Here is a 14,688-nt window from a genome sequence, read left to right on the forward strand (position 1 = left end):
GACCTACGCCCAGGTGTTCCGCGAGTTCGAGGGCACCCAGGACCCCCGGAGCGTCCAGGGCTCGGGCGACGTGAAGTACCACCTCGGCACCGAGGGCACGTTCACGGCGGAGAACGGGAAGAAGACCAAGGTCTACCTTGCCGCGAACCCGTCCCACCTCGAGGCGGTCGATCCGGTCCTCGAGGGCATCGTCCGCGCCAAGCAGGACCGCCTCGACCGGGGCGAGGCATTCCCGGTCCTGCCGATCCTCGTCCACGGAGACGCCGCGTTCGCCGGCCAGGGCGTGGTCGCGGAGACGCTCAACCTCTCGCAGCTGCGCGGCTACCGCACAGGCGGCACGATCCACATCATCGTGAACAACCAGGTCGGCTTCACCACGTCGCCCTCCGCGTCGCGCTCGTCCGTGTACTCCACGGACGTGGCGAAGATGGTCCAGGCCCCGGTCTTCCACGTGAACGGCGATGACCCCGAGGCAGTCGTGCGCGTCGCGCAGCTCGCCTACCGCTTCCGTCAGCGGTTCCACAAGGACGTCATCATCGACCTCGTCTGCTACCGCCGCCGCGGACACAACGAGGGTGACGACCCGTCGATGACCCAGCCGCTCATGTACAACCTCATCGAGGCGAAGCGCTCTGTCCGCAAGCTCTACACCGAGAGCCTGATCGGGCGTGGCGACATTACGCAGGACGAGGCTGAGCAGCTGCTCCGGGACTACCAGGAGCGCCTCGAGCGCGTCTTCGCCGAAACCCACGCGGCGCAGACCTCACCGATCCCGATCGTGACGAGCGACTTGAAGGCCGTCTCGGACCTCGAGCGCCCAATCTCGCAGCAGCAGGAGGACTCCGGCGAGCGCCACCCCGAGTCCACGGCGATCAGCCGCGAGACGCTCGCCCGCCTCGGCCATGTGCACCTTGAGATCCCGGAGCCATTTACGGTCCATCCGAAGCTCAAGCAGCTCCTCGAGCGCCGTGAGCAGATGTCCCGCGAGGGCGGGATCGACTGGGGCTTCGGCGAGCTCGCCGCGTTCGGCTCGCTCGTGATGGAGGGCGTGCCGGTCCGGCTCGCGGGCCAGGACTCGCGGCGCGGCACCTTCGTGCAGCGCCATGCCGTCTTCCACGACCGCGTCAGCGGCGCGGAGTGGACTCCGCTCGCGAACCTCACGGACGGTCAGGCCAAGCTCTCGATCTACGACTCGTCGCTGTCGGAGTACGCGGCCCTCGGCTTCGAGTACGGCTACTCGGTCGAGCGTCCTGAGGCGCTCGTCCTCTGGGAGGCCCAGTTCGGCGACTTCGTCAACGGCGCCCAGACCGTCATCGATGAGTTCATCTCCTCGGCGGAACAGAAGTGGGGCCAGCGCTCCTCGGTCGTGATGCTCCTCCCGCACGGCTACGAAGGCCAGGGCCCGGATCACTCCTCGGCCCGCATCGAGCGCTTCCTCCAGCTCTGCGCGGAGGACAACATGATCGTCGCGCACCCGAGCACGCCGGCCTCGCACTTCCACCTCCTGCGCCGTCAGGCCTACAGCCGGCCAAGGAAGCCGCTCATCGTCTTCACGCCGAAGCAGCTCCTGCGTCTCAAGGCCGCCTCGTCCCAGGTCGAGGACTTCACGACCGGCAGCTTCCTGCCCGTCATCGGCGAGCACGAGAACCTGGACCGGAACGCCGTCCAGCGCGTCCTGCTCGTGTCGGGCCGCCTGTACTACGATCTGCTCGCCGCGCGCACGAAGGCCAAGGACACCACCACGGCCATCGTGCGCATCGAGCAGCTCTACCCGCTCCCCCAGGCGGAGATCGCGGCCGAGCTCGCGAAGTACCCGAACGCCGAGATCGTGTGGACCCAGGACGAGCCGAACAACCAGGGCGCGTGGACGTATCTCGCGCTCAATCTGGCTCCGACACTCGACCGCCCGCTCAATGTGGTCTCCCGCCCGGCCTCCGCGGCCACTTCGGCCGGCTCCATGAAGCGGCATGCTGCCGAGGAATCCACTCTCATCGAGGAGGCCTTCCGCGTGGGCGTCCCCGCCCACGTGTGATCGGATCTGAGCCGAGCGCCGGAACGCGCACGACGGCGGCCCCGCACCTTCCGCTGGGAGGTGCGGGGCCGCCCTCGTCGTCCTCCCGCACCCCTCCCCCATGCCTCCCCCGGGGGTCCCCCACCGTTCGCTAGACTCGGGAGCCGAAGGAGTCGTGCGCGCACGGCGGAGGCGGCAGTTGGAGGAGCGCATGGTGCAGGAGAGGAAGATTCGCCTCGCGGCGATCGGGGACGAGCTGCTCGCAGGGAACGGGGATCCTCGCGCCCTGGGCTGGCTGGGTCGCGTCCTCGCCCGTACGCCCCGTGAGGACGTCACCCTCGAAAGCTATGTGCTCGCCGCTCCCCAGGAGGGCACCGAAACCCTCTCCGTCCGGTGGCTCGATGAGGCGCAGCGGCGCTTCGGCGATGGCTACGAGAATCGGCTCGTGATCGGGCTCTCCGGCCGGGACATCGAATTCGGCATTTCGCCGGCCAGAAGCCGGCTCAACGTCGCCAATATTCTGGACAGCGCGGCACAGAACAGTGCCGAGGTCTTCGTCGTCGGGCCCCCTCCCACGCTTGACCCGGTCCAGAACCGCCGGCTCGCCGAGCTGAACACCGCCTTCGCGGACGTCACCACAAGGCGCAAGCACTACTACGTGGACACGTTCTCCCCGCTTCTCAACCACGAGCAGTGGAGGGGCGACCTGGCGGCCAACGCCGGGGCGCCCGGACAGGCCGGGTACGGACTCATCGCCTGGCTCGTGCTGCACAGGGGCTGGTTCCCCTGGCTGCGCCTCCCCCAGCCCCAGCAGTAGGATCCTCGGGCTCACTTCGGTCTCTTGCCATACCAAGGCTCGCGATATATCGTGTCTTCAGGTTCGCGATATATCGCGACCGCCCCTTCCCGGGGCACCGCTCACCAGGAGGGGACATGGACGCCGAAAGCTGGAGCATTACCGAACCAGGGACCATCACGGTTGAGGGGGTCGCCTCGCTCCGTGCCGGAATCGTGGGAGGTCGCCTCGACGTGCTCGTCCACGATGGGGACCAGACAGTGATCGAGGTCAGCGAGGTGCGAGGCGACCCGTTGGCGGTGAGCCTGGAGAACGGCCGCCTCGAGGTACGCCACCAGCTTCAGGGGCTCGAGGGGTGGTTCAAGAACCTCATGGGAACGGTATCCGGGACGAGCGACAACCACGCCGTCGTCTCGATCGCGATCCCCCGCGGAGTTCCAGTCGAGATCGGCACGGTGAGCGCCGACGGCCTTGCCTCCGGAACCTCCCCGCTCACCAAGCTCAATACCGTGTCGGGTTCAGTGCTCGGCGACGGCACGGAAGGCGAGCTCCACCTGAACACCGTGAGCGGCGACGTGATCGCGCGGGGCCACGACGGGATCCTGACCGCCAGGACCGTCTCAGGAGAGGTCACGGCCTCGGGCCGCCTGAAGGACATCAGGGCCAAGTCAGTGTCCGGGGACCTCGTCTTCGACACTGAGGGGTACTGCGAGTCGCTCGGCGCGAGCACCGTGAGCGGCGACGTCACCATCCGGCTGCCGCGCGACGTCGGAGTCGACCTTGCGGCCACTACCGTCTCGGGCCGCGTAGCGGTGGACGAGACGCGCTTCTCGTCCTTCAAGGGACGCCTCGAGACGATCCTGGGGCCAGACCTCAAGCTCATGCTGCTCCGCACCAACACCGTCTCAGGCAACGTCTCGGTGCTGCACGCGGGCGGCGAGCCGGCGGCGGACGCAAACGACGGCGGAGAGCGGGCGGCCGAGTGACGCCCCCGGTGTTCCAGCATGGAGCCCTCAGGCTGTACCTTCTGGCCCTCCTCGAGGACGGACCGCGGCACGGCTACGAGCTCATCAAGTCGCTCAGCGACCGCTTCGGAGGGACTTACGCGCCGAGCCCCGGGACCATCTACCCGCGTCTGGCGAAGCTGCTCGAGGAAGGTCTCATCGCAGCCGAATCGACCGGGCGCCGGAGCGTGTACAGGATCACCGAAGCCGGCCGGCGTGAACTCGACGCCAGGCGTGACGAGCTGGCGGGCGTCGAGCGGGATATCTCGGCCTCGGTCAAGAGGCTCGCCGACTCGCTCCGCGAGGACCTCCGCACGAGCATGCGCGGGCTCCGCGCCGATCTCGCTGCGACGGCCGAAACCGCGCGCCAGGCCGCGAGGACCGCACGTCGAGAGGCGCCGACGAAGGGGTCCCCTCCGCGCGTCCCAGCCTCGGAGCGCTTCAGCACCGAGAGCCAGGGGCGTCTCAAGGAGGCCGAGATGCTCCTGCAGGCGTTCCGCGACGACGTCCGGGTGGAACTGCGCACCCATTCCGCGAGGGAGCCGATCACCGAGGTCACGCTCGAAACGCTCAGAACGGTGCTCGACCAGGCGCGCATTGCCGTCCGGAATTCGCTCCGCAGGACCTAGCGATTTCGGTCCTCAACGTAACCTGTGGGAAGATATGAGGCGGCCTTCCGGGCCATCGCCATGTCACTGAGTCGAAGGAGGCCACTATGAGCAAGCGTGCACGCAAGCGCCGTGACCGCAAGAAGGGCGGCGCCAACCACGGTCGGCGCCCCAACAGCTGAGTCGACTCTCGCGTCGCCTCGGCGCCATGCGCCCTCGCGGCGCCCACGGTGCAGGAAGGGCCCGGAGCGGAACGCTCCGGGCCCTTCTGTCGTCTCCGGCCTCTCTGTGGTCTCCGGCCTCGGTCGTCTCCGGCCTCGGCGACGCGCGGAGGCGCGGCTCAGACCTCTGCAGCCTCGGCGGTCGATCGGAAGGAGTGGATCTTCTCCAGGATGCTCGCCTTGAGGGCGGCGGGAGCCTGCTCCGCACAGCTGCGCTTCATCGCGCTGCGGATCATGCACTCGAGATTGTGCTCTTCCCGGCACTCAGTGCAGCCCTCGAGGTGCTCGCGGATCTCGGCGACATCCGCCGCCGGAAGCGCACCGTCAAGGTATTCATAGAGCCGCTCAAGCCGCGATTCGTCGCAGTCCCCGAGTCCTTGGCAGTTGCTCATTGTTCCTTCTCCTGCTTGCTCGAATCCTGGCCAGATCCCGCGGCCGCAGCCACTCGTGCGCCCGCGAAGCCGCGCTCCGCCGCATAGTCCGCGAGGCGGTCGCGAAGCAGCTTCCGTCCGCGGTGCAGTCGGGACATCACGGTTCCGATGGGAGTGCCCATGATGTCCGAGATTTCCTTGTAGGCGAAGCCCTCGACGTCCGCGAAGTAGACCGCGAGGCGGAATTCCTCGGGGATCGACTGCAGGGCTTCCTTCACGTCCGAATCGGGCAGGTGGTCCAGCGCCTCGGCCTCGGCCGAGCGGAGGCCCGTCGACGTGTGGGATTCTGCCCGCGCCAACTGCCAGTCTTCGACGGTGTCCGTCTGGGCCTGCTGTGGCTCGCGCTGGCGCTTCCGGTACAGGTTGATGTACGTGTTGGTGAGGATCCGGTAGAGCCAGGCCTTGAGATTGGTGCCCGGCTTGTACTGGTGGAAGGCGGCGAAGGCCTTCGCGTACGCTTCCTGGACCAGGTCCTCCGCGTCCGCCGGGTTGCGCGCCATCCTCATGGCCGCCGAATACAGCTGGTCGACGTACTGCATCGCGTCGCGCTCGAAGCGCTCGCGCCGCTGCTCAGGGTTCTCCCCAGCCGGATCAGAGGCCGCGGGAACTCCTGCCGCGGGCTCGTCGGGCTCGATGGAATCGACGGTGCTCATTGCGGACCAGTCTACTGGCGGGGCGGGGCGCGGACTGTCCAGGACCAGCACGTACTCTCCTTCTCCAGTGGGGGCTCAACGAATGGGTGAACCCTCCGCGAAGGGAAAATATTCCCCGAAAGTGCAAGACTGGACCCGCTGGAACCCACCAAGGAGGCCTCACTTCGGAGGCCGTGACGAACATCAGCGCCAGATGGAACAGAAGAGCGCCAGATGGAACAGGAGCGTCATATGTCCGTAGTCCGATTCCTTGCTCGACCCCTGCTCGCCTCCTCGTTCATCATTGCCGGAGCAGACAAGCTGAAGAATGCCGATGACACGGCCGAGCAGCTCTCGCCGGTCCTGAGACGCGCCGCCGATGCCCTGCCTGTGCGTGTCGAAGAGAAGACCCTCGCCCGGGCGATCGGTGCCACGCAGCTCAGCGCGGGTGTCCTCTTCGCGTTCGGCAAGGCCCCCCGGCTCTCCGCCTCCGTCCTTGCCCTCACCAGCGCGCTCAACACTTTTGTCGAATGGCGTACGGCCGATATCGGCACGCCTGAGCTGCGCAGGGCGCGCCGCACGGCCCTGCTGAAGAACGCCTCGCTTGCCGGCGGCGTCCTCCTTGCGTCTGTGGATACCGCGGGCCGCCCGAGCATGGCCTGGCGCGCTCAGCACCTTGCCGCCGACGCGGCCAAGGCCACACGGGGAGCCCGGGTGGATGCGGCGAAGGCGGCACAGTCGGTGCGCGCGGATGCCGCCCGGAGCGCCCAGTCCGTGCGCGCCGACGCAGCAAAGGCCGCCAAACAGGCGGCCAAAAAGGCCCGCCGAGTCCGTGCCGACGCCCTGAAGGCGGCGAGGGCCGCGAAGGCAGACGCGGTCGCGGCCGCGAGGAACGCCAGGGCAGAGGCCCTCAAGGCAGCGCATTCCGCGACGCACCAGCTCTCGGCGGGCGGGGTCGCGTGACGCCTGCGGAGCCGTGGCTGGCACCCTTCGCGTCGCGACCGGTCGACGCAACGGTGACGGTCCCCGGGTCGAAGTCGCTCACGAACCGCTATCTCGTGCTCGCGGCACTCGCCGAAGGCCCCAGTGTGCTGCGTGCGCCGCTCCACTCGCGCGACTCTGCGCTCATGGTGGCGGCGCTGCGCTCCCTCGGTGCTTCCGTGGACGAGGTTCCCGGGGACGGCGACTTCGGACCGGACCTTTGCATCACGCCGATTCCCCTGCCCGAGCGCCCTGATCTGGGCCCGGTCAGCATCGACTGCGGGCTCGCGGGCACGGTCATGCGCTTCGTTCCTCCCCTAGCGGCCCTCTGCCGGGGCCAGATCGCGTTCGACGGCGACCCCCACGCCCGCCTGCGCCCCATGGGTCCGGTGATCGAAGCGCTCGCCTCGCTCGGCGTCGCCCTCAGCGCGCCCGACGGCGGCAAGCCGGCTTCGCTTCCCTTCACCCTGCACGCCAGCGGCTCGGTCCGCGGCGGCCACGTCGTGGTCGACGCGAGCGGATCGAGCCAGTTCGTCTCGGCGCTCCTCCTGGCCGGCGCGCGCTTCGACGAAGGGCTTCATCTGGAGCACGTCGGCAGGCCGGTGCCCAGCCTCGACCACATCGCCATGACCGTCGCCGTGCTCCGCGACCTCGGCGTCGACGTGGACGATTCGGTGCCGAACCACTGGATCGTCAAGCCGGGTCCCATCCGCGCCTTCGACGTCCGCATCGAACAGGACCTCTCCAACGCCGGGCCCTTCCTGGCAGCGGCTCTCGCCACGCGCGGAACCGTGCGGGTGCCGAACTGGCCCGAGCACACGACGCAGGTTGGCGACGCCTGGCGCCACATCCTCCCGCGGCTCGGGGCTCAGGTGACGCTCGACGGCGGCACCCTCACCGTCCGAGGCGGCGAGCGCATCACGGGTGCAGACCTCGCCGACACGAGCGAGCTGGCCCCCACCGTCGCAGCACTGTGCGCCCTCGCCGACTCCCCGTCGCGCCTCACGGGCATCGGCCACCTCCGAGGCCACGAGACGGACCGGCTCGCTGCGCTGGTCGCCGAGATCACCCATCTGGGCGGAGATGCGGAGGAGACCGAGGACGGCCTGATCATCCGTCCGGCCCGCCTCCATGGAGGCGTAGTGCGCAGCTATGCCGACCACCGCATGGCCACAGCCGGTGCCATCTGGGGACTCGCGGTGGAGGGCGTCGCGGTCGATGACATCGGGACGACGTCGAAGACCATGCCCGAATTCCCCCAGATGTGGGCTCGGATGCTCGCGCAGGGCTCCGATGGGCGGCGTGCGCCCCAGGTTGCGGCGGGCGGGGCACAGTAGCCCCATGGCCCCTCGGGAATGGGACGAAAGCGACGTCCGCATCCGGCCCAACAAGCGGGGAAGCCGTCCCCGGACGAAGGAACGCCCCAAGCATGACGACGCCGTCGAGGGACGGATCGTCACGGTCGACCGCGGCAGGTACACGGCGGTTGTCGCGGAGGACACGCCGCACGAGCGGATCGTGATCGCGGCCCGAGCGCGCGAGCTGCGGCGGACCGCCGTCGTCCCCGGTGACTTCGTGGGGCTTGTGGGCGATGTGAGCGGCCGACCGGATACGCTCGCCCGCCTCGTCCGCATCAATGAGCGTCGCACCGTGCTGCGGCGCAGCGCGGACGACGACGATCCGGTGGAACGCGTCGTCGTCGCCAACGCCGACCAGCTCGTGATCGTCGTCGCTGCGGCAAACCCCGAACCGCGCACCGGCTTCATCGACCGCGCGCTCGTGGCGGCATACGACGCTGGCATCGAGCCGCTCCTCCTGGTGACCAAGGCAGACCTGCGCCATCCGGCCGCCCTCCTGGCGACGTATGAGCTGCTGCCGCTCACCGTCGTCGTGAGCCGCTCTGCCGAGGTGCAGGCAGACGGAACCGAGGACCGTGACAGCGTCCGCCTCGACGATGAGGCGGTCGCGCAGCTGCGCGAGGAGCTCGACGGGAAGGTGACCGTGCTCCTCGGTCACTCGGGCGTGGGCAAGTCGACCATGGTCAACGCGCTCACGGGGGCGGACCGCGCAACCGGCGGCGTCAACGCGGTCACCGGCCGTGGGCGCCACACCTCGTCCTCAGCCCTCGCGCTGCGACTCGAAGGAGCGCCCCCGGGCAGCTGGATCATCGACACCCCGGGGATCCGCTCCTTCGGTCTCGCGCACGTCGACCCCGACCGGATCCTCCACGCCTTCCCCGATCTCGAGCCCGGGACTGAGGATTGCCCTCGCGGCTGCCGCCATGACGCGGTGGCGGTGGACTGCGGTCTCGACGAGTGGGTCGCGAACGGAGAGGCCGGGCCGCAGGGGCCCGCGCGCCTCGCATCGCTGCGGCGGCTGCTCGGGGCAAGTCCGCGCGATGAAGTCGCGGATGCCAAGGAGCTCGGCACGCTCTGACCCCAGTTCACGCCTGGTACTTCCGCGAAGCGATAGCGTGGACTCCATGACCCTCGCCGCCGAGAGCTACACCGACGACCTCCGCTTGGCCCACGTCCTCGCGGACTCGGTCGATGCTCTGACCATGGACCGGTTCAAGGCCCTCGATCTGCGCGTCGAGACCAAGCCCGATCTGACCCCCGTGACCGACGCAGACCGCGCTGCCGAGGAAGCGATCCGCGCCCAGCTCTCGCGCTCGCGGGCGCGGGACGCCGTGATCGGGGAGGAGTTCGGGACGACCGGCCACGGCGCGCGGCGATGGATCATCGATCCGATCGACGGCACGAAGAACTTCGTGCGCGGTGTCCCGGTGTGGGCGACGCTCATCGCCTTGGCCGACGGCGACGAGGTCGTGGTCGGCGTGGTGAGCGCACCCGCCCTCGGGCGCCGATGGTGGGCGGCGAAGGGAGCTGGTGCCTACACGGGGCGTTCGCTGGCCGCGGCGACGCGCCTGAAGGTCTCGAACGTCTCCCGCATCGAGGACGCCTCGCTCTCCTACTCGAGCCTGTCTGGGTGGCGGGAACGCGGGAGCCTCGGCGACTTCCTGAGCCTGACCGAAGACGTCTGGCGGACCCGGGCCTACGGCGACTTCTGGTCGTACTGCCTTGTCGCGGAGGGAGCGGTGGACATCGCCACGGAGCCTGAGCTCGCGCTGTACGACATGGCGGCGCTCGTGCCGATTGTCACCGAAGCCGGCGGCAGGTTCACCTCGCTCGACGGCGCCGACGGGCCTTGGGGCGAGAACGCGCTCGCCACGAACGGCATCCTGCATTCAGACGCCCTCAAGCGGCTCAACCCGGAGCACGACGACCTGCTCACCTCGTGAGGCGGGACTCGTGCCGCCGCCTTCACGAGGTGTAACACGACTTGTCGGGCTGGAGTGTTTCGGTCCCCTCGCCTAATCTCTTCCTCAGGTCACGAGTGCCAGCGCGAAGCCCCGGCTTGCTGGCCGGCAACCCTCCTCACGCGGCGGGGTGCCCCGGGTGACGACCAGGCCGGTCCGGAGCGGATTCGGCAAGCGCGGCCCCCGCGAGGCGGGGCCCCGACCCCGAGGTGCACTGTGAGCACACCCGTCGTCGTTCCCCCATCCCCTGCACAGACCCCCAAGGCTCCCGACGCGCCCGCGCCCGAGCTCCGCCGCCCTCTCGCTGACGTCATCGGCGGTGAGCTGGTCGCCCCGTTGGCAACCGGCGGCGAGACGCGGTACGTCAACCTCGACTACGCCGCATCCGCGCCTGCCCTTGCCGAGGTGGCCGCGTACCTCAATGAGGTCCTTCCCTACTACGCGAGCGTCCACCGCGGCGCAGGCTACGCCTCGCAAGTCAGCACATCGCTGTACGAGAACGCGCGCGGCATCGTGCGCGACTTCGTCGGGGCGAGGGCCGACGACGAGGTCATCTTCACGCGCAACACCACGGATTCGCTCAACCTCCTCGCGGGCTGCCTGCCCGCCTCGGGCGACGTCCTGTACCTCGACATCGAGCACCACGCCAACCTGCTTCCGTGGCAGTCGCGGCCGCACCGCAGCGTCGTTGCGGCGCGGACCCTCTCCGAAACGCTTGAACGCGTGCGGGCGTGGCTCAAGGCCGGGGAGATCAGCCTGCTGGCCGTCACCGGCGCGTCGAACATCACGGGCGAGATCCTGCCCATCGCCGAGCTTTCGGCCCTCGCCCATGAGCATGGCGCCCGCATCGCCGTCGACGCTGCCCAGCTCGCGCCGCACCGGCGTATCGACGTTGCCGGCACGGGCATCGACTATCTGGCGTTCTCGGGGCACAAGCTCTACGCGCCGTTCGGCGCTGGAGTGCTCGTGGGCCGGCGGGATTGGCTCGACGATGGCCGCCCGTACCTCGCCGGCGGTGGCGCCGTGCGCGAAGTCCGCCTCGATTCCGTGGCCTGGGCCGACGGACCCGCCCGGCACGAGGCTGGATCGCCCAACGTCCTGGGCGCGGCAACGCTTGCCAAGGCCGCCGAAGTGCTCGGCGGGATCGACGAATCCGCGTGGCACGCCCACGAGCAGGGGCTCCGCACAGCCTTGGTGCGCGGGCTCTCGGAGATCGACGGCGTTACTGTGCATCGCCTTTTCGAGGACTCGGACCTGGGGACGAGCAAGGCGTCCCGAGGTGCGGTCGGCATCGTCAACTTCTCGGTACCGGGGCACGACGCTGGCCTGGCGGCCGCCTACCTTTCGGCCGAACACGGCATCGGCCTCCGTGATGGTCGCTTCTGCGCCCACCCCGCACTCCGACGCCTCGGGCTGCCGTCGGGCTCCCTGCGGGCCAGCTTCGGGCTTGGTTCGCGCCTCGAGGACGTCGAGCGTCTCGTGGACGCCGTGCGGGAGCTTGTCGAGCGAGGGCTGCGCCTCGACTACGCGGTCGATGCCGGGCGGTGGGTTCCGTCGCACGACAGCCGGCCGTTTCCTGCGTGGGCGCCGAACACGCCGGGGACAGCAGGCGCTGCTCCCTGCAGCGTCGACGAGTAGGGCGGCTGTCTGGGGATAGATTCCTAGGCATGGCACGTGGCGGACCGAAATTCGACGAACGACGACGGCGGGAGCTCGCCGACGCCTTTCTCGCCGGCGGCGAGCACTACGAGAGGGTGAGACCGGGCTATCCTGCCGACGCCGTCGACTGGCTGGTCCCCTCCGAGGCGAGGACCGCCGTCGACCTCGGCGCTGGAACCGGCAAGCTCACGGCCCTGCTCGCGGACCGCGGACTGACGCTGACGGCCATCGATCCGAGCCCAGGCATGCTCGCCGAGCTGCGGCGCCTGCATCCGGGCATCGCGACCGTGGTGGCCCCCGCCGAATCCACCGGGCTGCCGTCCGCGTCGGCCGATCTCGTGGTGGCAGCCCAGGCCTGGCACTGGTTCGATCCGCACGCGGCCACTCGTGAGGCCGTGCGCCTGCTCGCGCCCGGTGGCAGGGTTGCCCTCGTCTGGAACCAGCTCGATACCTCCGTCCCGTGGGTTCACCGGCTGACCCGCATCATGCACGCGGGCGATGTTCACAAGCCCGACTTCCATCCTCCGTCTGGCCCCGAGCTGACGGGCTGGGAGGCCGCCTCCTTCCCCTGGGAGGATCCGATCACGCCGCAGGGCATCGTCGAGCTCGCCAAGTCGCGCAGCTATTATCTGCGCGCTTCCGAGAAGCACCGCGCGAAGGTCGAGGCGAATCTCGCGTGGTACCTCCACGAGCATCTCGGCCACTCGGACGAAGAGATCCTGCTGCTCCCGTATAGGACTCAGGCGTGGCGGGCGGTTCCCCGTTCCTAGCACCTTGCCCCTCCTGTCGCTCACAACTAGAATTTAGGCATACCGAAACTCGAGGATGAGGAGCGGCGAGAGGGAGAGCAGATGAGCAGGACGATCCGGTCCACCACAGTGCCGCGTCACCGCAGAGCCCTGCGCAACGTCCTCGGACTGCTCGGGCCCGCCTTCGTCGCCTGCATCGCGTACGTGGACCCGGGAAACGTCGCTGCGAACATCACCGCGGGTGCGCGTTACAGCTATCTCCTCGTCTGGGTCATCGTCCTTGCCAACGCGATGGCCATGCTCGTCCAGTACCAGTCCGCAAAACTCGGCATCGTGACGGGCCGCACCCTCCCCGAGCTCCTCGGCGAACGGCTGCGCCCGGGGGCACGGCGGCTCTACTGGCTCCAGGCCGAGACGGTCGCCCTCGCAACCGATCTGGCGGAGGTTGTCGGCGGTGCGATCGCCCTCCACCTCCTGTTCCGCATCCCGCTTCCGCTCGGCGCTTTCATCGTGGGCGTGGTCTCCATGGCGATCCTGTCCGTCCAGAACCACCGCACCCAGCAGCGGTTCGAGCTGGCCATCATCGGACTCCTCGCCGTCATCACCATCGGATTCCTCACGGGGCTCTGCGTGAGCCCGCCCTCGCCGTCCGGCCTGCTGTCGGGGATCGTCCCGCATTTCGAGGGGCCGGACACGGTCCTCCTCGCAGCCTCGATGCTTGGCGCGACCGTGATGCCTCACGCCATCTACGTCCACTCTGCGCTCTCCCGCGACCGCCATCGCTCCGACCCGCACACCAAGGTGCCTGCCTCCGCCGTCGCCCGCCTCCTGCACGGCACCCGCTTCGACGTGGTCGTCGCCCTGGGAATCGCCGGCGTGGTCAACCTGGGCATGCTGCTCCTCGCCGCCTCCACGCTCGGCGGCCGGGATGGCACCGACACGATCGAGGGGGCCCACGCCGCCATCGAGAGTGCCTTGGGACCGGTCATCGGAACCGCATTCGCCGTCGGCCTGCTCGCGAGCGGGCTCGCCTCGAGCGCCGTCGGCTCGTACGCCGGTGCGACGATCATGGAGGGGCTCCTGCACCGCCGGATCCCGCTCGTCCTGCGCCGCGGCATCACCCTGGTGCCGGCGATCGTGCTCCTGGCGCTCGGCCTCGACCCGACGATGTCCCTTGTCGTCAGCCAGGTTGTCCTCTCGTTCGGCATCCCCTTCGCGCTCATCCCCCTGATCCGGATGACGTCGGACCGAAAGGTGACCGGGGAGTTCCGGACCTCGCGGGGCGTCGCGCTTGCCGCCTGGGCCAGTGCGGGCCTCGTGATCGCCCTCAACCTCATGCTCGTCTGGCTCACGTTTGCGCCCCACGCCTGACGGTAGGCTGGAACGGTGAAGAGCCAGCCGTCATCCTCGATCGAGGACTACGTGAAGGTCATCTACTCCTTCACGGAGTGGCAGGACAAGCCCATCACCTCCTCCCAGCTCGCGGCCCGCCTCGGCGTTGCGAACTCCTCTGTCTCTGAGATGGTGCGCAAGCTCAAGGATCAGGGCCTCGTGGACCACCGGCCCTACGGAGCGGTGCGGCTTACTGCCGCCGGCGAACGCCTCGCCCTCACCATGGTCCGCCGGCACCGTCTCCTCGAAGCGTTCCTCGTTCAAGAGCTCGGCTACAGCTGGGATGAGGTCCACGACGAGGCCGAGCAGCTTGAGCACGCCGTCTCGGACACGTTCGTGGAGCGGCTCGCCGAGAAGCTCGGCCACCCCGACCGCGATCCGCACGGCGACCCGATCCCGAGTCCCACCGGTCGCGTGGAGCGCCCGTCAGCCCTGCCGCTGGGCGACCTCGACCCGGGCCACGAAGGCCGGATCACCCGCATCAGCGACGACGATCCCGAGATGCTCCGCTACCTCGCCCGGGAACGCATCGTCCTCGATACCGCCGTGCACGTGGTCCGCCGGAAGCCGTTCGGGGGCCCGCTTGTCGTGAGGATCGGGGCCGGAAACGGGGCGCACGAATTCGATGTGCCCGATCCGATCGCGTCCTCGCTGTGGGTGCACAGCGACTCTTCGCATCCGGGTTGCACGCTAGAGCGGGCGTAGTCGCCTCTAGCGTTCCCGGTCCACGCCGGAAGGCTCCCGCTCCGGGTTTCGGATCGCCGCGCCGGAGGTGAGGGCGCTCGCTGCCAGAAGCGCCGTCGAGGCGAGCAGGCCGCGGTGGAAGCCCACGTCGTCGAGCACTCCCCCCATGATGCTTCCGGCTGCCGCGACGCACAGGAGGGA

General features: G+C 69.3%; 14 protein-coding genes, 1 pseudogene and 1 riboswitch. Of the genes and pseudogenes, 13 read left to right on the top strand and 2 right to left on the bottom strand.

What is annotated here, in order from left to right; translation table 11 throughout:
• The 5 genes from ACTHL9_RS02450 to ACTHL9_RS02470 form a co-directional block, all read left to right on the top strand.
• On the top strand, window positions 1–2,032 hold a 2,032-nt coding region (locus ACTHL9_RS02450), incomplete at its 5' end, for a multifunctional oxoglutarate decarboxylase/oxoglutarate dehydrogenase thiamine pyrophosphate-binding subunit/dihydrolipoyllysine-residue succinyltransferase subunit (protein WP_440517082.1).
• A 193-nt stretch (window positions 2,033–2,225) separates the two neighbouring features.
• Window positions 2,226–2,828 carry a GDSL-type esterase/lipase family protein gene (locus tag ACTHL9_RS02455; RefSeq protein WP_440517095.1) on the top strand — a complete coding sequence of 201 codons (603 nt, stop codon included), beginning with the start codon at window positions 2,226–2,228 and terminating at the stop codon, window positions 2,826–2,828.
• A 116-nt stretch (window positions 2,829–2,944) separates the two neighbouring features.
• Complete coding sequence (locus tag ACTHL9_RS02460; protein WP_440517084.1) at window positions 2,945–3,793, top strand: DUF4097 family beta strand repeat-containing protein; 849 nt, start codon at window positions 2,945–2,947, stop codon at window positions 3,791–3,793.
• Window positions 3,790–4,440, top strand: a complete 651-nt coding sequence (locus ACTHL9_RS02465) for a PadR family transcriptional regulator (protein ID WP_440517086.1) — start codon at window positions 3,790–3,792, stop codon at window positions 4,438–4,440. Before ACTHL9_RS02460 ends, ACTHL9_RS02465 begins: the two co-directional genes overlap by 4 nt.
• Before the next feature lie 86 nt (window positions 4,441–4,526).
• Window positions 4,527–4,601: a 50S ribosomal protein bL37 gene (locus ACTHL9_RS02470; protein ID WP_420821030.1), complete on the top strand. Its 75-nt coding sequence runs from the start codon at window positions 4,527–4,529 to the stop codon at window positions 4,599–4,601.
• 158 nt (window positions 4,602–4,759) lie between these two features.
• On the opposite strand, the gene rsrA is transcribed toward ACTHL9_RS02470, so the two are convergent.
• Window positions 4,760–5,032: a mycothiol system anti-sigma-R factor gene (rsrA, locus tag ACTHL9_RS02475; RefSeq protein ID WP_138413106.1), complete on the bottom strand. Its 273-nt coding sequence runs from the start codon at window positions 5,030–5,032 to the stop codon at window positions 4,760–4,762.
• A complete protein-coding gene (locus ACTHL9_RS02480; RefSeq protein ID WP_440517087.1) occupies window positions 5,029–5,724 on the bottom strand; it encodes a sigma-70 family RNA polymerase sigma factor in 696 nt (231 codons plus the stop codon). Before ACTHL9_RS02480 ends, rsrA begins: the two co-directional genes overlap by 4 nt.
• A gap of 231 nt (window positions 5,725–5,955) precedes the next feature.
• On the opposite strand from ACTHL9_RS02480, the pseudogene ACTHL9_RS02485 reads away from it, so the two are divergent.
• From ACTHL9_RS02485 to ACTHL9_RS02520, 8 genes and pseudogenes are all read left to right on the top strand, one after another.
• Window positions 5,956–6,525: pseudogene (locus tag ACTHL9_RS02485) on the top strand (DoxX family protein); the annotation flags it as partial.
• Window positions 6,526–6,662: 137 nt separating this feature from the next.
• On the top strand, window positions 6,663–8,021 hold the full coding sequence (gene aroA / locus ACTHL9_RS02490) for a 3-phosphoshikimate 1-carboxyvinyltransferase (RefSeq protein WP_440517088.1): 1,359 nt from the start codon (window positions 6,663–6,665) through the stop codon (window positions 8,019–8,021).
• Between the two features lie 4 nt (window positions 8,022–8,025).
• Window positions 8,026–9,120 carry a ribosome small subunit-dependent GTPase A gene (gene rsgA / locus ACTHL9_RS02495; protein ID WP_440517089.1) on the top strand — a complete coding sequence of 365 codons (1,095 nt, stop codon included), beginning with the start codon at window positions 8,026–8,028 and terminating at the stop codon, window positions 9,118–9,120.
• Window positions 9,121–9,166: 46 nt separating this feature from the next.
• Window positions 9,167–9,985, top strand: coding sequence for a histidinol-phosphatase (gene hisN, locus ACTHL9_RS02500; protein ID WP_440517090.1), 819 nt, complete (start codon window positions 9,167–9,169; stop codon window positions 9,983–9,985).
• An 87-nt stretch (window positions 9,986–10,072) separates the two neighbouring features.
• Window positions 10,073–10,186, top strand: a riboswitch (SAM riboswitch).
• A 33-nt stretch (window positions 10,187–10,219) separates the two neighbouring features.
• Window positions 10,220–11,641, top strand: a complete 1,422-nt coding sequence (locus tag ACTHL9_RS02505; protein WP_440517092.1) for an aminotransferase class V-fold PLP-dependent enzyme — start codon at window positions 10,220–10,222, stop codon at window positions 11,639–11,641.
• A gap of 29 nt (window positions 11,642–11,670) precedes the next feature.
• The gene (locus tag ACTHL9_RS02510) at window positions 11,671–12,432 is read left to right on the top strand and encodes a class I SAM-dependent methyltransferase (RefSeq protein ID WP_440517093.1); all 762 of its coding nucleotides are present in this window, start codon (window positions 11,671–11,673) and stop codon (window positions 12,430–12,432) included.
• A gap of 39 nt (window positions 12,433–12,471) precedes the next feature.
• The gene (locus tag ACTHL9_RS02515; RefSeq protein ID WP_440517096.1) at window positions 12,472–13,782 is read left to right on the top strand and encodes an Nramp family divalent metal transporter; all 1,311 of its coding nucleotides are present in this window, start codon (window positions 12,472–12,474) and stop codon (window positions 13,780–13,782) included.
• 15 nt (window positions 13,783–13,797) lie between these two features.
• Window positions 13,798–14,508 (top strand): metal-dependent transcriptional regulator, encoded by a 711-nt coding sequence (locus tag ACTHL9_RS02520; protein WP_440517094.1) that lies wholly within the window; start codon window positions 13,798–13,800, stop codon window positions 14,506–14,508.
• Window positions 14,509–14,688 lie beyond the last annotated feature (180 nt).

This window comes from Sinomonas sp., from assembly GCF_051955515.1.
Lineage (GTDB): Bacteria > Actinomycetota > Actinomycetes > Actinomycetales > Micrococcaceae > Sinomonas.